Consider the following 21,980-nt stretch of genomic DNA (forward strand, 5'->3'; position numbering starts at 1 on the left):
TCGAATTTTACGCTTTCTTGATTAGGTACCTGATAATGGTTCTCACGTTTTATCAATCCAGCTATACTTCTCGCCCTTGTACTGACCGATAAATTCATCTCGGTCATCATAATGATGCCCTATTAAATTAGGGCGAATATAATCTCTTGCGGCAAGAATTATATCCTTGGGGGCATCGTTTTCTGCCAGAGCCATCATCGCAAGGACATATCCAGCATATAGTCCATCTAAATATCCCTCCTGATGGAAATTTGAAATCAGAAGATTATCCGGCAAGCTATTATATCCTTTTGGCACAAGACCTTCCTCAAAGAGACGTTCAGACCATAACTCAGCTATTTTCTGCTCTGTCTCTGGACTATTATGTAGTCGCTTAATTGTTTCTGGAAGGTCTTTTACTTCACCTTCGAGATAATCAAAAACAACATCTATAGCTATTTTTACCAATTCCTTTGCCCTGCTGTTGATGTCACCTTTTGCTTCATCAAGCACTCCATCGCCAAAATGCACATTATTATCCATAGGTTGTCCTCCTCAAATTCTGATCTACCTTGCTCTTTGCATTGTAGTCATAATCGTAAATTCAATTTCAGTAATATAAATTTACCCCCGGGGTAAAATCAGTTTCCGTGGACGAATCATCACTACAAAAAACACACGTCCATTCCTCTCCCAAAATCCCTGTATCCTTTGATTTATGGGGCTTTCCTCTCCAGCAACACAACCGTCTCCACATGCACCGTCATCGGAAATTGATCCACCGCCCTCACTCTCTCCACCTCATACCCTCCTTCATTCAAATACCTCAGATCCCGCGCCAATGTAGCCGAATCACAACTCACATACACAATCTTCCCCAGTCTCATCTCCACCATCGTTTCCAGCAGTGTTTCCTCGCACCCTTTCCGCGGCGGATCCACTACAATCACATCCGCCCATCCTCTCTCTCCCTTATTCTCCCTTTCATATTCCCTATAATACCCCGGCAGCACTTCCTCCGCCTTTCCTACATAAAACTCCGCATTCTCAATCCCATTTATCTTCGCATTATTCTTCGCATCCTCTATAGCCTGAGGCACTATCTCCACCCCATACACCTGCTTTGCCTTCTGTGCCAGAAACAGAGAAATGGTCCCAATCCCACAATACAAGTCCCATACCGTCTCATCCCCCTGCAAATCCGCATACTCCAAAGCCAGCCTATAAAGTTTTTCTGTCTGTATCGGATTCACCTGATAAAACGACAACGGAGATATCTGATACCTAATCTCCCCAATATAATCTGTTATAAATCCCTGCCCCCACAGAATTTCATAACTCTCTCCCATAATCACATTCGTCTGTTTGGTATTAACACTCATAGTAATACTGGTCATCCCCTCTATCTTCCGAAGTTCCCGTACCAACTCCTCACTATAAGGAATAGATTTCCCATTCACAACCAAACACACCATAACTTCCTTCGTTGTAAATCCATACCGAATCAAAACATGGCGCACTAAGCCTCTCCCGGTTTTCTCATCATAGGACAATACCCCATGCTTTTTCATAAACTCCAATATCAGTTCCAATATTTCCTTATTCATCGGAACTCCCAGTGCGCAATCCGTATTGGCAATAATATCATGGGTGCGCCCTGCATAAAAACCCGTAACCGGCTCCCCCGCTTTATCTGTCCCAAACGGAAACTGCGCCTTATTCCTATAATAAAATGGCTCATCCATCCCCACAATAGGTTCCATAACCCGTTCCAGCAGTTCCGGCGCAAAGCCCCCAATCCTCTCCAGATTCTCTTTCACTTTATGACTCTTAAACTCCAACTGCTTCTCATAAGACATCTCCTGAATCTGACACCCACCGCATTTCTGCGCAAATTGGCACTGCGGCTCCACACGATAAAGTGAAGGCTGGATAATGTTCATCAACCTTGCATACCCATAATTCTTTTTTGCCTTCATAATTTTAGCTTCTACTACATCCCCAATAACTGCATCCTTAATAAATAAGGTATAGCCATTTATTTTGCCTATACCTTCTCCATTTACTCCAATATCTTCTATTGTCACTGTCACAATATCATTTTTTTGCATAAATATCCCCTTTTAATAAGTGGTGCATCCCGCCGCTATTCTACGCAACTCTTCTACTCAATGGATGTTCTTCTTATATTTGATTCAAATAACCGATTATACCCCAGCCAGTCTGTCCCGCTCTTATCTTTAAATATTTCCGTCAGTGTCTGCATTTTAGCATCTGCATTATCTGCCAGATTAAGTGCAAACGCTTCCGCCAGCGCCGGCTTTTTCGGGGAACCGTATTCCAGTTCTCCATGATGGGCTATGACACAATGTTTCAGCTCGCTTGCCAGTTTTTCCGGAAAATCAGGAATCGTGCGGATTGCATCGTTTATCATCTCTACTCCAATGATAATATGTCCCAGCAGCTGTCCGTCATCCGTATAATCATTATCTGGAAAATCAGATAATTCCTTCGTTTTACCAATATCATGGCAAAGAGCCGCTGCATACAGCAAGTCTTTATTAAGGATAGGGTACGCTCCCGTAAAGTACTCACACAGTTTTAATATACTCAATGTATGTTCCAACAGTCCCCCGGCAAATCCGTGGTGCACTGTTTTGGCCGCTGAATGCCCCTTAAATGTCTCTATAAACTTTACATCATTTACAAAATAATACTCTACTGCCTGGCACAGATAAACATTAGATATCTGCCCGATATACCCCAGCAGCTCCTCATACATAGTATCTACATTTTTTTCCGATGTAGGCATATAGTCTGCAGGATTATACTCATCTTCACCTGCTTTTCTAATCTGCTTAATATTAAGCTGCAGGTTATTGTTATAACTAATCACATCACCAACCACTTCAATAAAGTCTTTTTCGTCATAATCGGCAATCCCCTGAGAGTTAGGGTCCCAGACTTTCCCATCCAAAACACCCGTTTTATCTTGAAGCATCAGGTTATCATAAGCTTTTCCGTTCCTTGTCTCCGCAGAACGTTTTCCCCTGCACAGGTAGATGCCGCGTATCGTCTCCCCTTCGTGTAATTCATTGATAAATTTCATAATTTCCTCCATTCTATATATGCCTCCGTCAAAGGCTCACTACTCACGTCTTCAGCTTTTGACAGTCCATTTCAAAATATCTGCCTTTTACATGATTCAGGCTGCCCTATAACCTGGGCAGCCATTATACCTTTTCCGGTCTTATGTTGTTCCTATATACTGCTCCTATTAAGCCTTTATTCCGCCTTCGGCCCAGGAATTCTATTCCTGGCTGCCTATGACCACATTAAATTCAATATCTACGTAGCCATTCGCACCGCGGCGTTTCCCTGTTATTTTTATGTTTTCTCCTACTTTACTGCTTATAACTGCTTTTTCATAGGATAATGTGTTGGATACCTTTGCCCCTGAAACTTCCTGCAGAATATCCCCATTTTGGATTCCTGCAGACATTGCTGGAGAATCTGGTTTTACTTCCACCACATAGACTCCTACGGGCATGTCTTGTTCTTCTGCAATTGTATCATTAATCGTTGTGCCGTAAACTCCCACATAAGGCACACTCTCGCCGTTTACCAAAAGCTCTATTGTAGATTTCAAGTCGGAAATAGCAAGTGCTTTTGCGGTATTTGTTTCAGTTCCTCCCCAAATACCGGGGTCAATCATACCAACGGCTTCGCCTTTTAAGTTAAACAAAACACCTGTCCCATGAGCTGACGCTGAAATATCTGTGGCAAGCACGCTGCGCTGGCCGTCTGCCAATGTTTCCTCATAAGCGTTAGAGCTTACAATCCCATACCCTACTCCGTCTGCATAGCCAAATGTATTTCCCATGGCTATTACTACATCTCCTTTTGTAGTGATATTGGAATTTCCCAGAGATGCGACCTGAATAGCACTCCAGGTATTACTTGGAATTTTCCCGCGCTGAATACTAAATACTGCAAATCCGCTGTTGTGGTCCTGTTTTTTCAAAGACACTTCATATTTGCTGCTGTCTGCAAGTACAACCGTCCACTTATCGGCATCTTTACATACAGAGTTATCACATAATATCAGAAGCTCCTGTCCATTGTCGGCGGCAATCAGCCCTGTAACACTATTTTCCGTTCCGCTGCCGTCTGAGGACAAAACCTCATCCTTGCCTGCGGGCTGCACGGTAGCTACACATTTGCCGGCTTCCTTTGCCACATCATACATACTGCGCATGATTTCCTTGAAACTATCTGAGTTTAATGCTGGAGAAACTGTTTCTACTGTATTCGGAGTTTCGGCCTGTGTAGTATCAGTTACCTCGTCCTCCGGGATTGTTACAGTCTTGGGACTTTCCCGAAACTTGTCCTGTGCCCATGGTTTGAGCGCAAAAAAACCAACACAGGCAAACGCGCCAAAAATCAGTCCATATATCCCTACCCTGGTAAGCTGGGTCAGGATTTTCTTCCTGGTGACTGGTTTTGGTTTTATCGTCTCCTGTAAAAATGAGAACTTTTCTTCTTTCTGTTCCGGGGGGCCTGCATCTGGCTCCAATTGGGGATTCTCATTATAGGACATAGGCTCTAATCTCCTTTAGCCTATAGTATAACCGATTCATGTCGATTGTTCAATATGAAGTACATCGTTTTTACCTGTAAGATATTTTTTAGTTACTGTTCAGACCGGGCCGTGCACTCCGCTGCACGGTATCGGAACCATTAAAGTATTGGTTTCAGGACATCCAGCCCCTCGCCGTAGGCGACTTAAATGGGCTGGATGTCGTTACAGTGCGCACCCGCAGGGTGTGAACTGTAACATTTTTTATTCTTATCCTTTTCAATATCCGTCAAATAAGGTAGAATGTATTTACGAGGTAACTGTTCTGAACAGATACTTTACGAGCTTAATTAAAAGGTGATAATAATGAATCAAAAAACTTTAAATAAACTAGAATTTTATAAAATTACAGCACTTTTAGAGGAGCAGGCTTCTTCCATGAGAGGAAAGCAGCTCTGCCGGAAGATAAAGCCAATGACTGACATGGAGCGTATCAATACCTGTCAGGAGCAGACGGCGGCAGCATTTACCAGAATTGTTAAAAAAGGAAGAATCTCCCTCAGCGATGCATTTCCTGTGGGGGAATCTTTAAAGCGCCTGGAAATAGGCGGTACTTTAGGAAGCGGAGAGCTGCTTCGTATCTGTAAGCTTCTTAAAACCACAGCCCGCACCAAGTCTTACGGACGGCACGATACCCAGGACGAGCTGGCTGACTGCCTGGATATTTATTTTGAACAACTGGAACCCCTGACTCCGCTGACAACTGAAATTGAGCGGTGTATTCAGGGAGAAGATGAAATCAGTGACGATGCAAGCAGCACCCTCAAGAGTATCCGCAGAAACATCGGTTCTCTCAATGATAAAGTACATGCCACCCTGACTAACCTGGTGAATGGTTCACTGCGCACTTATTTACAGGATGCCATCATTACCATGCGGGGAGACCGTTACTGTGTTCCTGTAAAATCGGAACACCGCAATCAGGTAAATGGTATGATTCATGACCAGTCTTCGTCCGGCTCCACTTTATTTATCGAGCCTATGGCTGTAGTAAAACTGAATAATGATTTAAAAGAACTTTACGCAAAAGAGCAGGAGGAGATTCAGGTCATTCTTGCACGTCTGAGTGCAGATGCAGCAGAATATATTGAAGAGATCCATCAGAATTATAAAATATTGACCGATTTGGACTTTATCTTTGCCCGGGGCTCCCTGGCACTTTCTATGAATGCCAGCCGCCCTATTTTGAACACAGAAGGGCACATTCATATCCGGGAAGGACGCCATCCGCTGCTGGATGCAAAGAAAGTCGTTCCGATTACCGTTATGCTGGGGAAAGATTTTACCATGTTAATCATAACAGGACCCAACACCGGCGGTAAGACGGTATCGCTGAAAACAGTAGGCCTGTTTACTCTTATGGGACAGGCTGGCCTGCATATACCAGCCAGAGACCGTTCAGAACTTGCTATTTTCCATCAGGTTTATGCCGATATTGGTGATGAACAGAGTATAGAGCAGAGTCTGAGTACGTTTTCCTCCCACATGACTAACATTGTTTCATTTCTGCAGGAAGTGGATGAGAAATCACTGGTTCTGTTTGATGAATTGGGGGCAGGCACAGACCCCACTGAGGGTGCGGCTCTTGCCATTGCTATTTTATCTCATCTGCACAATCAGAATATCCGCACAATGGCAACCACACATTACAGTGAGCTGAAGGTCTATGCACTCACTACCCCCGGGGTGGAAAATGCAAGCTGTGAGTTTGATGTGGAAAGCCTGAAACCCACCTACCGGCTTCTGATCGGAATTCCTGGAAAGAGTAATGCCTTTGCCATATCCGGTAAACTTGGGCTGCCGGATTATATCATAGAGGATGCAAAGCAGCACCTGACAGAACAGGATGCTTCCTTCGAAGATTTGCTGACTGATTTGGAAACAAGCAAACGTACCCTGGAAAAAGAGCAGGAGGCAATTGATGCCTATAAGCGTGAAATCGAAGCTTTAAAAAATCAGGCAAAGCAAAAGCAGGAAAAGATAGAAGAACAGCGGGAACGTATCCTCAAAGAGGCAAAGGAAAAAGCCAGTGTTATTTTGCGGGAAGCGAAAGAGGTTGCCGATGAGACTATAAAGAACTTCCGCAAATTTGGAAAAGAAAACATATCCGCAGCGGAGATGGAAAAGGAGCGGGAACGCCTGCGCCAAAAAATGAAGGAAACTTCCGCGTCCAACACACTATCCGTCCAAAGGCAGAAAAAAGAGTATAAGCCGGAAGACTTTAAACTTGGAGAATCCGTCCGTGTCTTAAGTATGAATCTGACCGGAACCGTCAGTTCACTGCCCGATTCCCGGGGAAATTTGACGGTACAGATGGGAATCCTCCGCTCTCAGGTAAATATTTCCGATTTGGAAATTGTAGAAGAAGAAACTTCTTATACATCCAAAAATATGAAGCGGACTTCAAAAGGAAAGTTAAAGATGAGCAAGTCACTGTCCGTCAGTCCTGAAATTAACCTTCTCGGAAAAACCGTGCATGAAGCGATTTCAGAGTTGGACAAATACCTGGATGACGCCATCCTTTCCCATTTAGGCACTGTGCGTGTAGTACACGGAAAAGGTACCGGCGCGCTCCGGAAAGGGATTCACGAGTATCTCCGCCGCCAGAAGCATGTAAAATCATACCGGCTGGGAGAATTTGGTGAAGGGGATGCCGGTGTCACAATTGTAGAATTAAAATAGCAGGAACACATATTGTCTGAATATTCAGAAAATGACCCTCAAAAGGGTCAGATCCCTAAGGAGGCTATCATGGTTGTAAAACAGAAAATTTTGATTGTGGATGATGATGAAAATATTGCAGAATTAATCTCCCTCTATTTGGTGAAGGAATGTTTTGATACAAAGATTGTATATAATGGTGAGGATGCCCTGTCGGCTTTTGAGACTTACCATCCGAACCTGATTCTCTTAGATTTGATGCTGCCCGGAATTGACGGTTACCAGGTTTGCCGGGAGGTCCGTGCCAAGTCTTCTACCCCGATTATTATGCTGTCTGCTAAAGGCGAGGTGTTTGATAAGGTGCTGGGATTGGAGTTAGGTGCAGATGATTATATTATGAAGCCTTTCGACTCAAAGGAAATGGTTGCCCGGGTCCGCGCTGTCCTCCGCAGATATCAGCCTGTGAAGGCGGAAGAAGCAACTGAGGACAAGACAAAATGTGTCCAGTATGACGGGCTTACGATTAATCTGACTAATTATTCTGTTGTCTGTGACGGCCATCCTGTAGAAATGCCTCCTAAGGAGCTGGAGCTTCTTTATTTTCTGGCTTCCTCTCCGAATCAGGTGTTTACAAGAGAACAATTGCTGGATCAGATCTGGGGATATGAGTATATCGGTGATACCCGGACTGTTGATGTCCATATTAAGCGCCTGCGTGAAAAAATTAAGGACCATTCCTCATGGGGACTTAGTACAGTCTGGGGAATCGGTTATAAATTCGAAGTAAAGTAAAAGGAAGTGCCTCATGAAAAGTACTCTGTACTTAAAGTTTGTTACTATTTATATTATTTTTGGCTTTGTAAGCTTTTTTACGGTTGGAATTCTGACCAGCCAGCTTATGATGGATAAGTTGAAACAAAATGATTCCCACAGCCTGTATAAGCAGGCAAATTTGATTTCCAATGATTACCTGCCCTCCTACTTTATGGAAGGCGGCTCTGCGTGGGCAGTCCATTCTCAGCTTAACGCTATGAAACTATATCTGAATTCTTCTCTTTGGTTTGTAGAATCAGACGGAACACTGATTACTGCCTCAAACCTTGACACCACAAAGGCGCCGGAGGTAATTGAGAATTTTGACCCTGCGGAAATCGGGAGTAACCAGTATATTACCGGAAATTACCACGGGTATTTTAATGAAGACGTAATAACCGTTATGGCTCCGGTAACCCAGGGTTTTTACATCAAAGGTTACCTTTTAATCCATAAACCGGTCTCTTATATACAGTCCATTTGTAACCAGATGATGTTTCCGGTTTATATCACCGTATCCGCTGTTTTTATTTTGTCTTTTATGATATTGCTTGGATTCCATTTTTTTATATACCAGCCCCTGCGTCAGATTACAGAGGCCGCCAAACAGTATGCTTCAGGCAATCTAACCTATGAAGTTCCTGTTTATACACATGACGAAATGGGTTATCTTTCAGCCTCTTTGAATTATATGTCCGCTCAACTGCGGGACATGGAGGAGTATCAGAAAAAAATTGTGGCAAATGTCTCTCATGATTTCCGCTCCCCACTTACATCGATCAAGGGCTATGTGGAGGCTATGACCGATGGCACAATCCCGCCGGAGCTTCACGGGAAATATTTGGATATCATTCTGTTTGAAACAGAACGTCTGACCGATTTAACAAAGGATTTGCTTACCTTGAATGAGTTTGATACAAAAGAACTGCTCCTTGCCAAGAGTGAGTTCGACATTCAGGAAATGATTAAAAATACAGCGGCATCCTTTGAAGGCGCATGTACCAGCAAACGAATATCTATCGAGCTTTTGCTGTTGCAGGATCCTCCCTTTGTATATGCGGACAAGGGGAAAATCCAGCAAGTTTTGTATAATCTCATAGACAACGCTATTAAATTCAGTGAAAATGAATCTGCCGTCAAGATTGAAGTCAGTCTGAGAGGTGAGAAAACTTTTATCTCCATCAAGGATTCCGGTATTGGAATCCCCCGAAAAGAGCTGAACAAAATCTGGGAACGTTTTTATAAATCTGACCTTTCACGTGGAAAGGACAAAAAAGGAACCGGCCTGGGGCTTGCCATTGTAAAGGAAGCCATACAGGCGCACGATGAACATATCAACGTTATAAGCACCGAAGGAGTGGGAACAGAATTTATCTTCTCCCTGAGCAAAGTTGAGATGAAGAATAAAAAGGAACCCGAAATAAATTCATAATAGAGGAGTATCTTCGTCTCTGCTCTATCTCTTTGAAAAAATAAGGAGGGAAACATGCACATCTGCCATGTTTCCCTCCTCTTATTATTTTGAAACAGTAAAGTTCCGTCTTTCTCTATTCATACAGCATATTTTGTATAGATTCATCTTCCAGGTTATCCAGGGTAACCCAGATATACCCAGTATTCACTTCCGCCTCATTACCACTCTCCAATATAGTCCGCGCCGCAGCTATTACAGATGCATACCCGATTCCAAATGGATTCTGAACGACCAGCCCCTTAATCTCATCTTTTTTCAATGCGTCTATCTGCTCTTTTCCTGCATCAAATCCCATCAATATAATATCATCTATCTTATCTGCCTGTTTCAGTGCCTCTAATCCAAGCTGGGTAGCTGTTACATTTGTTCCAAAACATCCCTTAAGTTCCGGATGCTTGTCCAGATAATATGCTATGACATCCGCATCTGTCAGACTGTCGGGAATAATCTCCTTTTCATCTTCTTTCTTAGACTTGTTTTTCTCTTCTGCAATCTCTTTCTTCATGTCATCCATCTTATCTAAATAAATTGTCTCTGCAATGGACACCTCAGGGTGATTGCTCTCTATTTCATTCTGAAAACTGCTCTCACGCTCCATGCTTGAAGCAGACTTCGAATCATGTACGAGAAGTAAAATGCTGCCCTCATTCTCAATCTCATCACACAGCTTGTACGCACCCGTTCTGGCAGCTTCTTCATTATCAGTTTTTATTGTACACTGTATTCCCTGATATGAATTTCCGGAATCCAAAGCGATAATCGGAATTCCATTTTCTGTAGCCAGGTCAAACTGTACCTTGCACGCCTCTGCATCAATACTTGCAATTCCTACTGCATCGGGATAGCGGGCAAGTTCTTCATCCAGGATATTCACCTGTTCGTCAATATTCTCCGCATTTTCCGGTGCATTATAAGTGACTTTAACCGCATCCTCCCCGGTGTATCCAAGAGTTGCATTTAAATCTGCCGCTGCCTGCTCCACGCCCCTTTTTATCTCTTTCCAATAGGCGGAACTGCTGTATCTCCCTATAATGGATATATAAGCTCCCGGCTCCAGGTTAAGTCCGCGTACGTTATCATATGCTGACGGTGAAATCGCATTCAGGCTGTCCTGGTATGGCGGCTCTGACTTTGTATTTCCTGTAAATGTGGGCGTATCATCTTTGCTGCACGCGCAGACCGTCAGCATAATGCCTAACGCTGCAGGTAGAATGATTGTCCATTTTTTCTTCATAATAAATTGCCTCCAGATTTTATCTTCCTGTCCTAGATTACCACTTATATACTATACACCAATCTTCCAAAAAATAAAGAAATTTTTTCTTAATTTTTTATTATAGTTTAAATAATTGTACCTGATTTAGAGCATAAAACAGCTTGTATATTTGCCTTTTTTGTATTAAAATGAGGTTAAAGACAGTTATAGAAGTGCTGTTGAAGACTTTATAAAGGAGGATACATACTATGGCATACGTAATTAGTGATGAATGTGTAAGCTGTGGTTCTTGCGAAGGCGAATGTCCAGTAGGCGCTATCTCTGAAGGCGATGGCAAATACGTAATCGATGCTGATTCTTGCATAGATTGTGGAGCATGTGAGGCTTCATGTCCTACAAGTGCTATTTCAGCAGGCTAATCTTAAGCATTTTGATGCTGCAAGATTACAAGGAAATAGCAAAGTGGATTTTAATTATCCGCTTTGACCTTATATACCGCAAAGTGATCACAACGCAAAAATGCCGTCCGACAGGGGCGGTATTTTTTTATGGTTCAGCCATGCAGGGTGAAACCGTGCTTATGGCTAAACTGTAATACTCCGCGTGCTCTCCCCTCCTCAAATATTCTGCCGCAATTTGACGAACGATTGTCCGCTTTTTTATGTTCTCCCTATGGTATAATAACACAGAACGAAGAATAAGAGTTACCATTTTTAAGGAGGTATAAGTATAATATGGGTGAGGTCAGATTTATGATTTCTGAAGCCGCCAAGCAGGTAAAAGTCGAATCCCACGTGCTGCGCTACTGGGAGGAAGAGCTGGACCTGGAAATTGGCCGCACAGAAATGGGACATCGATATTATACAAAGGACGATATACAACTTTTCTGCTGTATTAAAAAACTAAAGGATGAAGGGATGCTTTTGAAGGACTTGAAGCCTATCATCCCTGAATTAAAAGAAACCCGTCTCAAACTTCAAAACTCTGGGGAGCCGAAAACCGGAGATATTAAAAAATCAGTTAAAAATGAAGAGCCGCAGCATGTGAAGTCCCAAACTGAAAGCAAAAGCATAAAACCAGATCAGGCGACTTCCGCTCCTTCTAGCCAGACCAGGCCTTCCAGTCAGGACAAGCCTGCAGACCAGGACAATACTCTACATAGCAGTTCTACAGCCCCAGAAGGTTCTGTAGTTCAGAAGAAGACCGCAATCCTGAAGGATTCAGCGGTCCCAGACCGTTCTGCTGTTCAGAAGAATGCTGAAATTACGGAAAGCTCCAAAGAACAGAACGATTCGCCAACTTTGGACAAGCCTTCCCAAGACAAACCTGCTCTCCAGCGTACCGCTTCTTCAGAGGACGCCTTTGCTGTATTGAGTATTGCCCAGGCAGAAGTCATCCCTGTCACTCAATTAGAACAGGTCCGTACCTTAATCGGGGATGTCCTGACAGAAGTAGTTACCGCCAATAACGAGGACCTGAAAAAAGAAATCAGCCAGACGGTTACGAAAGATGTCATGCGTGAAATGGACTTTTTATTCCAGGCAAAAGAACGCCAGGAGGAAGAACATTTCCGTAAATTGGACTGTCTGATCCGCCAGCAGCAGGCAAGCCGCCGGGAGGCAGCAAAAGAGGGGCCTATGGGTAAGTTAAAGAAACTCCTCACATAATAGCCTGCCTATAGCAAAGAAAACATTGCGCAAATCGAGTAGGAGGAAATTTCTCTGATTGAGAGAAACTTCCCACCTCTCATGCCACCGCTCATACGGTTCCACAGGCGGTAGTTCAATCAACTGAACAAGTACACTGTTTGAAATAGCCATGCATGGAGACTAGCCCAAATCGGGTTAGTCTTTCTTTGATTATCGCATTATTTATAACTCCTCCACTACGAATATATACAGTTATTATTTATCATATAGGTTTTCTCCTTATAATAAGAAAATTGATAATATCAGGATTCCATATTTATAACTGTTAACCAAAAGCAAATTGCTGCAACTATTGCTAAAGGTGTCATTAAATATCTCTCTTTTGGACTTTCTGACATAAAATTCATAATCACATTTATCGTGAGATAGGCTGAAAAGAAAATACAAATACCTTTTACAACTTTAACAGGGAACCACATCTTCATAACCCCTCCAGCTTGCAAAACAATAAGAATAGCAAATATTTGAATTACAAATGATACAGCAGTCATGATTCTCATTTTCACAGGCAGTATTACATGTTGTCCACCTAAAGTGAATTCGCCTAAAGGAAAGCCGAATGTAACTAATAGTGTTAAAAGTGCAATAATTGCGAATAGAATAGCACCAATTTTTGAACTGAGCATATAATCAATATCCTCCATTTTCATTTGCGATTTTCTTTATAAATTTTTCAAACCAATCAATTTCAAATTCAATTTTAGCAATTGATAAATCGAGTGTTCCGTACTGAAACAGGGCAATATGCTGTAATTCCTGATTATCAAACTTTTTTCGTGGTTCTCTATTTTTTGCAATTTCTTTTAGCTTAACCAACTGCGATTTTAATTCTTCTATATAAGAATTAATTAGTGTATTCCATTCTTGTTCATCAACAAATCCCATAAAAAAGAATTTACTAAGTTCCATATTCTTTTCTTTAAACAACATTGGTTTTTTAATGATCTCTAAGAAGTGGCTTCTTCCCTTTTCGGTGATTGCATACTTTTTCTTATTTACACTATTTTCTACAAATTCATCAAAAACAATAAACTCGTTGGCAATTAGTTTTTTAATAGCTGTTTGTATACTTCCCAAACTGTTACTACTGATATTTGTGAAATTACTATCAATTAACTTTCGCATTTCGTAGATTGTTGTATTTCGCATCATAAGTATTCCTAATATGATAATTTCCATTTTGGGCCTCCTTCATTTTATTACTAATAGTAATATATCTTTTAGTAAACTGTCAAGACTTTCAGAGTTATTAAAAGAATAATTTTATTTAAAATCATTTTCAATGTATGCAAAATAATGAAAATAAGGAGATTAGTTTATTGTTTTAAATATACAATAAAAAGAGGGCCTGAAATTGAACCGCCCCCCAATTGTTAGACCAAAAATCTAATGATTGGATGGACATGGTATAATAAACTAGACACTTAGATAAGAGAATTCTGTGAAAGGTGGATGGTTTATGGCAAGAAGAAAGTTTGATAGAAATTTCAAATTAGCAGCGGTAAAGCTTGTTGTTCATGATGTGGACATGGTATAATAAACTAGACACTTAGATAAGAGAATTCTGTGAAAGGTGGATGGTTTATGGCAAGAAGAAAGTTTGATAGAAATTTCAAATTAGCAGCGGTAAAGCTTGTTGTTCATGATGAGATGCCCGTTTCTGAAGTAGCTATGCAACTGGACATTCATTATAATAGTTTATATCGTTGGATTCGTGAATACGAAGAGTATGGAGAAAGTGCGTTCCCAGGTCATGGGTGCGCACTTTTTAATTATCAGTATGAAATTAATAAATTAAAGAGTGAAAATAAGCATTTACAGGAGGAACTTGAATTGTTAAAAAAGTTCCGGGCCTTCTTGAAGAAAAAGAATGTGTGAGATTCCAGTTTTTAAAGGATCATCAGGAACAATACAACATCAAGAGGGCCTGTAAAACACTCCATATATCCCGTTCTGGATTTTATGAATATTTAAAGCGTAAAGAATCTGACCGTGCCATTGAAAATAAAATACTTAGTCAGGAAATTAAACACGTATTTGAAGAACATAAAGGAAGATACGGCTGTTTACGAATTTCAAAGGCTTTGGAAAACGAGGGTTTAAAGATTAATCATAAACGAGTCCAGAAACTTATGCGTTCCATGGGCTTATATGCCAAGGGAACCCGGTATCGATATAAGCATTATCACAGCTCCATGCAAAACGAAGAACGGCCAAATTTATTAAATCAAGTATTTCAGTCTACCGGGAGAAATAAAATATGGCTTGGCGATATCACTTATGTTCCAACGAAAAAAGGTGTTTTATATCTGGCAGTCTTTTTAGATATATTTTCTCGAAAGATTACAGGCTGGTCCATGGGAAGAAACATGAAAGATACTCTCGTAATGGAGGCTTTCATGCAGGGATATGGCCGGGAACTTCCGGAAGATGGATTAATTGTTCATACTGATCAAGGCTCACAATATACAAGCGGTAATTTCAGAAGGCTATTAAAACAACATAAAGCCATCCATAGTAATAGCCGAAAAGGGAATCCTTATGATAATGCAATGATGGAGTCTTTCTATCGTACCTTAAAAAGAGAGCTTATTCTGGATGCCAGATTTGAAACACCAGAACAAGCTCAAATGGAAATTTTTAAATATATTGAACTATACTATAATACGAAGCGCATGCATTCTGCACTGGGCTATATTTCTCCCGTGCAATTTGAGCAAGAAAACTCATAAAATCAACTTAACTTTGTGTCTAGAAAATGTTGACAAGTCCAAAATCCACTTCGCAATAAAGTCTAACTTTTAGGGGTCACATCAGTATTCGGCCCTTTTTTATATCAGTGAAAAACTCTTCAATATGTACAGCCACCCTGTGACCGTAAGTGCACTGAACATCGTGGTCAACATCACAACACTGGATGTCAGTACTCCCTCGTGCCCCATGTTCTTTGCCATCACGAAACAGCTCACTGTCGTTGCAGAACTAAGCATAATTAGAATCGCTACGAGTTCCTCTCTCCTAAACCCCAGTTCAACTGCCAGGGGAAGGAAAATGGCGGTGAACCCGACCAGCTTTATCACCGCTGCCACTGCCGCTGGTTTTACTTTCCCAAACGCTTTCCGAATGTCAAAAGTTGCTCCCATAGCCATCAGGCCCATAGGCGTTGCCACTGCCCCGATGTTAGAAATTGTCTTCTCCATGATGCCCGGCATCGGTATCTTCAGGGCTGACCAAAGGAGTCCGGCAGCAATTCCAATAATGATTGGGTTGGTGACAATCCCTTTCAATGTGGTAATCCATACTTCCCTGCCCATTTTCTTTCTCTCCGGCTGGAAGAAGGAAAGCACGGCCACAGCCATGATATTATAGAGCGGAACACTGCCAATGATCATCAGCGGAGCCATACCGGCACTTCCATATATGTTCCGGATAAATGCAATTCCAAGAAGAGCGGCGCTGCTCCGGTAAGAGGCCTGTATGAATTCCCCTCTGATAGCCTTGTCCCGCCACAAGAGAGAAACTGCAGCTGCAAGAGCAATACTGCTAAGTGTTGCCCCAAAGCAAAACAGCACAAATTTCAGATCCCATACCTCCGTAAAATCGACTGTCGCCAGATCCTCAAACACCATCACTGGCAGCGGTACAAGAAAGACAAATTTATTCATCCTTTCAGCGAACTCATCCTCAATCCATCCTATTTTATTTAAAACGAGTCCCAGAATCATCAGCAGGAAAATGGGAATTGTCGCATTCAGGCAAAAAATCAGGTTATCCATTGTAATCTCCCTTCTGCCATAATTCTGGCTGAAAATTTTACTATTTTTTATAATCCTTTCTGAAAAGCCATCCCCCTTCCACTGAGCTCGTTTCTCTGACACTTTTTCTTAACTTCAATACGATAAACGGTGCTGCTGAAAGCTCATCAAACACCCATGCAGACAAATTATCCGGCAATTTCTCATTCTGCCCGGTTCTAGGAAAACCCATCAGAATATCAATAGGGCAAACACTTCACATATCTGTACTTTATCTTTTCGCGAACACTAAGCTTTCCCCAAATACTCCGGGCTGCCTGCACAGAAAGACGATACAGCTTTTCATGAATTTCCCTTGAAGGGGGCTGTTTCCCAAACACAGCCTGCAAGACGGCCTGTTGAATCCATTTCCAATCCTGCCTGGATATTTCCGGCAGGGCTACTTCTAATTTTTCAAAAGCAGAATCACTTAATGAGTCATCTCTGGATGTTCCTAAAACCTCTGCAACCTCCCAAAGCATGATATATAGAGAAAGAATCCCCCTGCCTTCTGCATAATTTCTGTTACTTGCTGCATTCCGTTTTCTTCTAACTGCCGCCTGAAACCCAAATAGGAAGATAATAAACACCGCCGCTGCAGTTATGGCAGACACTGCCAAAGTCCCCGATAAAGTCTCTTTCTGTGTTTTCTCACTGGAGGCTGCGGGAGGTGCTGCCTCCGGACTGTCCCCAGTGTAGGGGAGTGTATGTTCACGTATCACCCACCCGTTGTCATAGGTTTCACACCAGGCATGCCCCATGTCACCTGTCACCTCTGCCCGATAGCTCCCGTCCTCCTGCTCCTCAAATGCCGATACCGGTATGGCGTATCCTTCTGCATATCTTGCCGTAAAACCCATTATCCGGTACATCAGCGTGGCGGTGGTCGCAAAATGAACACAGAAACCTTTCTTATTTTCAAATAAGAAATATTCCGCAAAATCCCATCCTCCGGGAGTCGTCCCGGGATTATAATCATAAACCGTATTTTCCTCAAATTCCCTTTGTATGAAATTAGATGCATCCTCCATACTCCGAATATTCTGTTTTTTACACAAGTCTATAAGCCGGGATAAGTTTTCTGGATAATGGCTGTATTCTGCATAGACCTCTTCATCCAGTCCGATCATCTGCCAGTTGCTGTCACCGTAACTCCTGCCGAATTCCCGCGGCAGATAATAGGTCTTCTCAGGTAAAGTGTCGGTCTTTACCCATAATCCGTCTCCGTCGCCCGGTTGGAATGATGCAATGTTTCGCAGGTTAGAGGCCTCAGTGTCTGTTAAGAAACCGGGAAGCAGCCCGGATGATTCACTGTCTGCCTGTTCTGTGTCCGGGAGGCTGTCCTCAGAAGGCACCTCTGGAACTGCATCACTCGTATCTTCCTCATCATTTTCCCTCTGGTTATCATCCGGCTGTTCTTCTTCATGTACCCTGACAACCTCTTCCAGTCTCTGAATCGCCTTAGTTTCAATAAATGCACGAGCCTGTAAATATCTTCCCCCTTCATTCCCCTTATTTTCTTCAATGGGTTCTGCCGCTGCCCACGAAAGTACACTGAGAATCAAAAGAAATCCTCCTGCTGCCACAGCTTCTTTCCAGACGATTCTTCCACTGTGTTTGCCGCTGATTGCAAAACAAACTCCTGCTGCAAACAGTACGAAAACACAGGATTTTACAGAAGGAAAATGCCCTTCCACGGCTGCCAGAAAAACAGGAAATAAGAGCAGCACGAGAACTGCAGCCTTTCCCTTTCCCCGGTTCAGAGCAGAAGAAGAAACTGTCAGCAGAGGAAGTGTCAAAACTGCGGTTCCGATTCCAAGCCAGACATCTGCCGTGGCTGGTACATCGTAAATTAAAGGGGCACTGCCCCCATCATGAATCCGCAGATAAGCATTCGCCAGGGAATTCAAGACCGCCACAGCCAAAACTTTGTTTTTCCATATCAGAAGCGTGACCAAAATCACCGTAACGGCCTGAGAAACTACCTTTTTCTTACCCCGTATGCCTCCAAGCCACACTCCCAGAGCCGAAAAGACAAACAAGGAAATATACAGCCATTTTCTTTCTATCTGCATCGGGAATACGGACAGCAGGCTCTCCCACCAGGCAAATGCCAGGAAGCCGGCTGACAGCGTCCTTGCCAGAAACAGCGCAAATTTATCCGCACTGCTTACAGAAGGTTTCTTGTCCTTCCCTTCCCACAGCCGTACACCTGTTTTTTCTGTACGTGTTCTCTTCATATCCATTCCCCCCTACAACAGCAAAGCCTTTTGTTCCTCTCCATTTACGCGCATTGTCTCAGCTCCGCTTATGACAACAATACTGCTGAAATGGTCTCCGCGAAATGCGTCCTCATAATAAGCTTCCATGATATCTCTTCTCTTGTATGGTTCTATGTCCAGCATATGATATATAAACTCATAAACAGCTTCCTCACTGTCTATCTTCCGCTTTATGACTCTTTCATTCTTCTCATCAAACCAGGCCGCCATATGAATACACTTTTCCCAGACCAGTGTGAGACTTAAGCATGCCGCCTGTTCCAGCATACGGTCAAATCCTGCACTGTTCTGATTTTCTTTCGGAAAGTCCAGCCAGAGGAGCACTACACATCCCAGCGGAAAGCCATATTCTTTTACCATCAGACGGTCCTCTTTTGCCGACAGCTTCCAATGAATGTTGTGTGTAGAATCCCATGGACGGTATTCCCTGACCTGATAGATTTCAGCAGGGTCATCCCCGCTTCTCTCTGCGGCATGCTCATCGGCATCAGCCGGAAACTCTCTGGTTCTTCTTGTAATTTCCAGAGGTATCAGTTCAAGTTTAGGCAATATTCGAATCGTTCTTTTCTCTGTCAGTGGAATCTTGCGGTAAAAAAATCCCGGCAAATCATATATTTTTATCTGTTTGAGAGAGATTTTCATGCGTCCGCAGTATTCTGAGGTAAAATAAAAAAACAGCTCTTGATTACTGCGAGCTTCCGCCATACCGGATATGTGCTTTTTCGTTTGCTTCTTTCCCCCCTCCAGACCAATTTGAAACGTCAGCTCATATTTCCCATTCCAGACACGAGATTCATTTCTTATCCACAGTCCTATCCGCAATTTCTGCTTCTTTTCCCCCATGTCAGGCGGATTCCCCAATTCTACTGTAAAACTCCTGCAGACAAAATGCAGATATAAGGCAGAAACCAAAGGATATAATAATTCCAGAACAAGGGCAGCAGACAAAACAGAAGTGTCATACATCACAAATAAATATCCGGTTATAAGAACGAACAGTATATATGCAGCTATTCTCTTCCCCATTTATCTGCCTATCCCCTCTTCACGGACGGTGGCTTCACCTCCGCCAGAATCTGTTCTAAAATATCCTCAGTTCTTACATGTCCTACTCTTGCTTTTGCGCTAAGTAGTATACGGTGAACTGCAACACAGGAAAATACATCTGATACATCATCCGGGACCACATAATCCCGGCCCTTTAAATAGGCTCCGGCTTTTGCCATCGCCGTCAGGGCAACAGCCCCTCTGGGGCTTAAGCCCATGACAATATCCTCTTTTTCTCTGGTTGCCTTTGCAAGCTGGGCAATATACATATAAACCATATCATGCACATATACCTCCCGAACTTCCTCCTGTGCCCTCAAAAGCCATTGTGCCGTCATTACCTTCTCCACCGAATCCGTAGTACGGCCCCGCCTGCTCCTCTTTAAAATTTCTATTTCTTCTTTTACAGATGGGTACCCCATCTTCACACATATCATAAAGCGGTCCAGCTGAGACTCCGGCAGAAGCTGGGTTCCGGCAGACCCCACAGGATTTTCCGTCGCAATAACAATAAAAGGATTCCCGGTCTCCCGGGTTACACCGTCCACCGTGACCTGCCGCTCTTCCATAACTTCCAGAAGCGCCGATTGGGTCTTAGGAGAAGCCCGGTTAATCTCGTCCGCCATCAAAAAATTGCACATCACGGCACCGGGCTGATAAACAAACTGCCCCGTCTCCTTCTGATATAAAGTAAATCCGGTTAAATCCGCCGGAAGCACGTCCGGCGTAAACTGCACCCGGTTATCCTCCAGCCCCATGGCTTTGGAAAATGCCAAAGCTATCGTGGTTTTTCCCATGCCGGGAATATCTTCCACCAGAACATGTCCTCCTGCAAGAATCGCCATCATAATCTTCTCTGTCACATCCGCCTTCCCCACAATGGCTTTCTGAACCTCTAAAAACACTCCGCCTGCTGCATCCTGATAATCAGACAAATAAATTCCTCCTTCCGTTGTTTTCTAACATTTGATATTAGTATACCACATTTTCATTCTAATAGAAAAGGCGGGAATCTCGTCCATTCACACGGTTGGCTCTCTGAATTTATTTATACAAAGCATGCTGGCTGCTAGTTCATTTGTTAAGTCTGCATAATAATAAATGAATACACAAAACTATATTTTTTAAATATTGTCTGGTATAATTAGGTAAATCAAAATTTATGAAAGAAATATAATATGGAGCAAAAAACTCAAAAAAAACTGGAGGGTATATGGTTAAAAGGCTGATTTTGCACGATCTTCCGCCCCAAATGGCGGATAAGTTATATACATACGATAAGGATACAACCGTGTTCTGCGCGTATCCCGCAGTACGACACTGTGTGGGCTGCTTCGGATGTTGGATTAAGACACCTGGTCAGTGCGTGATCACTGATCGGGCGCGGGAGTTTTGTGATATGATGCCCCGGCAGGATGAGGTAATCATCATCAGCAAGCTGACATTCGGCGGTCTTTCGCCAGATGTAAAAGCAGTGCTGGACCGCAGCATTGGCTATATGCTGCCCTTCTTCCGCATCATCAAAGGAGAAATGCACCATGTGCAGCGTTTTGCGTCGTCCCCTGCGTTAACATACCACTTCTACCAGACCGCAGGCAAGTCAGCTCAAAAAGAAACCGCACAAAAGCTGGCTGCGGCTAATGCGCTGAACTTTGGCTCGTCCAAAGTGATGGTGCGCTTTCATGAAGATGACGTGCTCATCAGCGAGGTGCTTTTATGAAGATTGCTCTGATAAACGCAAGCCCCAAGCGCGGAGACAGCGCAAGCAGAACTCTTTTGCAGGCGCTGGAAAAGTGCTTGCACGACACTGAAATCATATGGCACGATAGTGCGTCCGGAGATGGAGAGGAACTACTTCGTGCTATGGGTGGGTGCAGCGCCCTCGTATTTGCCTTTCCATTGTATGTGGATGGCATTCCGGCCAATCTGCTGCGCCAATTGGAGCAAGTTTGCCCCTCTGTTGCACAGGCTGCGCCAGAGGCAAAGGTATATGCTCTTGTGAACAACGGATTTTACGATGGCTGCCAAAACGCTCTCGCCTTGGAGATGATGCAGTATTTTACCCAGGAAGCCGGCCTGACGTGGGGACAGGGCATCGGCGTTGGGGCCGGGGGCATGCTGCAAAGTGCCCCAATTGGGAAAGGGCCGCTGACTCGGCTTGGGAAAACAATGGGTGCACTGGCAGATACCATTTTGCAAAGGAGTTCTGCTGAGAACATTACCATTGACCCCAACTTCTCTCGATTCTTCTATATGCAGGCCGCTCATATGGGCTGGCGATTTCAAGCGAAGAACAACGGGCTTAAAAAATCCGAGTTGTATAAGCGGTATTAACAAAACATTCTCGTCTGATATGATAGGGGCAG

Annotated in this window: 19 protein-coding genes and 1 pseudogene; 8 read left to right on the plus strand and 12 right to left on the minus strand. The window is 43.1% G+C overall.

Annotated elements, in window-relative coordinates; translation table 11 throughout:
* Positions 1 to 42 precede the first annotated feature (42 nt).
* The 4 genes from A8805_RS08505 to A8805_RS08520 form a co-directional block, all read right to left on the minus strand.
* Complete coding sequence (locus tag A8805_RS08505; protein ID WP_109710042.1) at positions 43 to 522, minus strand: hypothetical protein; 480 nt, start codon at positions 520 to 522, stop codon at positions 43 to 45.
* Between the two features lie 173 nt (positions 523 to 695).
* Complete coding sequence (gene rlmD, locus A8805_RS08510; protein WP_109710045.1) at positions 696 to 2,090, minus strand: 23S rRNA (uracil(1939)-C(5))-methyltransferase RlmD; 1,395 nt, start codon at positions 2,088 to 2,090, stop codon at positions 696 to 698.
* Between the two features lie 53 nt (positions 2,091 to 2,143).
* On the minus strand, positions 2,144 to 3,088 hold the full coding sequence (locus A8805_RS08515; RefSeq protein ID WP_109710522.1) for a 3'-5' exoribonuclease YhaM family protein: 945 nt from the start codon (positions 3,086 to 3,088) through the stop codon (positions 2,144 to 2,146).
* A 201-nt stretch (positions 3,089 to 3,289) separates the two neighbouring features.
* Entirely contained in the window at positions 3,290 to 4,579 is a 1,290-nt protein-coding gene (locus A8805_RS08520; protein WP_109710047.1) for a S1C family serine protease, read from the minus strand.
* Between the two features lie 345 nt (positions 4,580 to 4,924).
* Here A8805_RS08520 and A8805_RS08525 point away from each other — a divergent pair, with 345 nt between their 5' ends.
* The 3 genes from A8805_RS08525 (at position 4,925) to A8805_RS08535 (ending at position 9,524) form a co-directional block, all read left to right on the plus strand.
* Complete coding sequence (locus A8805_RS08525; protein ID WP_109710049.1) at positions 4,925 to 7,300, plus strand: endonuclease MutS2; 2,376 nt, start codon at positions 4,925 to 4,927, stop codon at positions 7,298 to 7,300.
* Between the two features lie 69 nt (positions 7,301 to 7,369).
* The gene (locus tag A8805_RS08530) at positions 7,370 to 8,071 is read left to right on the plus strand and encodes a response regulator transcription factor (protein WP_109710052.1); all 702 of its coding nucleotides are present in this window, start codon (positions 7,370 to 7,372) and stop codon (positions 8,069 to 8,071) included.
* A gap of 13 nt (positions 8,072 to 8,084) precedes the next feature.
* Positions 8,085 to 9,524 (plus strand): sensor histidine kinase, encoded by a 1,440-nt coding sequence (locus A8805_RS08535; RefSeq protein ID WP_109710054.1) that lies wholly within the window; start codon positions 8,085 to 8,087, stop codon positions 9,522 to 9,524.
* Positions 9,525 to 9,639: 115 nt separating this feature from the next.
* Here A8805_RS08535 and A8805_RS08540 read toward each other — a convergent pair whose 3' ends face one another.
* On the minus strand, positions 9,640 to 10,800 hold the full coding sequence (locus A8805_RS08540) for a substrate-binding domain-containing protein (RefSeq protein WP_109710057.1): 1,161 nt from the start codon (positions 10,798 to 10,800) through the stop codon (positions 9,640 to 9,642).
* Positions 10,801 to 11,030: 230 nt separating this feature from the next.
* Here A8805_RS08540 and A8805_RS08545 point away from each other — a divergent pair, with 230 nt between their 5' ends.
* Both A8805_RS08545 and A8805_RS22950 read left to right on the plus strand, forming a co-directional pair.
* Positions 11,031 to 11,201, plus strand: a complete 171-nt coding sequence (locus tag A8805_RS08545) for a DUF362 domain-containing protein (protein ID WP_109710059.1) — start codon at positions 11,031 to 11,033, stop codon at positions 11,199 to 11,201.
* A gap of 315 nt (positions 11,202 to 11,516) precedes the next feature.
* A pseudogene (locus tag A8805_RS22950) lies at positions 11,517 to 11,783 on the plus strand (helix-turn-helix domain-containing protein); the annotation flags it as partial.
* 950 nt (positions 11,784 to 12,733) lie between these two features.
* Here the strand turns inward: A8805_RS22950 and A8805_RS08555 are convergent.
* Positions 12,734 to 13,135, minus strand: coding sequence for a hypothetical protein (locus A8805_RS08555; protein WP_242992307.1), 402 nt, complete (start codon positions 13,133 to 13,135; stop codon positions 12,734 to 12,736).
* A complete protein-coding gene (locus tag A8805_RS08560) occupies positions 13,122 to 13,670 on the minus strand; it encodes a PadR family transcriptional regulator (RefSeq protein WP_109710066.1) in 549 nt (182 codons plus the stop codon). The genes A8805_RS08555 and A8805_RS08560 overlap by 14 nt, the downstream gene beginning before the upstream one ends.
* A gap of 405 nt (positions 13,671 to 14,075) precedes the next feature.
* Here A8805_RS08560 and A8805_RS08565 point away from each other — a divergent pair.
* Positions 14,076 to 15,223 (plus strand): IS3 family transposase gene (locus A8805_RS08565; RefSeq protein WP_109710068.1). Its coding sequence is split into 2 segments (ribosomal slippage): positions 14,076 to 14,328 and positions 14,328 to 15,223, totalling 1,149 coding nucleotides; the frame shifts between segments, so codons are not numbered across the junction.
* 99 nt (positions 15,224 to 15,322) lie between these two features.
* Here the strand turns inward: A8805_RS08565 and A8805_RS08570 are convergent.
* From A8805_RS08570 to A8805_RS08585, 5 genes are read right to left on the minus strand one after another with little or no spacing between them, the layout of a single operon-like run.
* On the minus strand, positions 15,323 to 16,267 hold the full coding sequence (locus A8805_RS08570; RefSeq protein WP_109710071.1) for an AEC family transporter: 945 nt from the start codon (positions 16,265 to 16,267) through the stop codon (positions 15,323 to 15,325).
* A 40-nt stretch (positions 16,268 to 16,307) separates the two neighbouring features.
* Positions 16,308 to 16,478 carry a hypothetical protein gene (locus A8805_RS22330; RefSeq protein WP_207657683.1) on the minus strand — a complete coding sequence of 57 codons (171 nt, stop codon included), beginning with the start codon at positions 16,476 to 16,478 and terminating at the stop codon, positions 16,308 to 16,310.
* Positions 16,479 to 16,485: 7 nt separating this feature from the next.
* Positions 16,486 to 18,525, minus strand: coding sequence for a transglutaminase-like domain-containing protein (locus tag A8805_RS08575; protein ID WP_181392779.1), 2,040 nt, complete (start codon positions 18,523 to 18,525; stop codon positions 16,486 to 16,488).
* A gap of 12 nt (positions 18,526 to 18,537) precedes the next feature.
* Entirely contained in the window at positions 18,538 to 19,593 is a 1,056-nt protein-coding gene (locus tag A8805_RS08580; RefSeq protein ID WP_109710075.1) for a DUF58 domain-containing protein, read from the minus strand.
* Between the two features lie 8 nt (positions 19,594 to 19,601).
* On the minus strand, positions 19,602 to 20,549 hold the full coding sequence (locus tag A8805_RS08585) for an AAA family ATPase (protein WP_109710077.1): 948 nt from the start codon (positions 20,547 to 20,549) through the stop codon (positions 19,602 to 19,604).
* Positions 20,550 to 20,827: 278 nt separating this feature from the next.
* On the opposite strand from A8805_RS08585, the gene A8805_RS08590 reads away from it, so the two are divergent.
* Both A8805_RS08590 and A8805_RS08595 read left to right on the plus strand, forming a co-directional pair.
* Positions 20,828 to 21,334, plus strand: a complete 507-nt coding sequence (locus A8805_RS08590) for a flavodoxin family protein (RefSeq protein WP_109710079.1) — start codon at positions 20,828 to 20,830, stop codon at positions 21,332 to 21,334.
* Positions 21,335 to 21,477: 143 nt separating this feature from the next.
* Entirely contained in the window at positions 21,478 to 21,948 is a 471-nt protein-coding gene (locus A8805_RS08595; RefSeq protein ID WP_242992308.1) for a hypothetical protein, read from the plus strand.
* Positions 21,949 to 21,980: the final 32 nt, after the last annotated feature.

It is taken from the genome of Faecalicatena contorta (assembly GCF_003149105.1).
In the GTDB taxonomy this organism is placed as follows: Bacteria; Bacillota; Clostridia; order Lachnospirales; family Lachnospiraceae; genus Muricomes; species Muricomes contortus_C.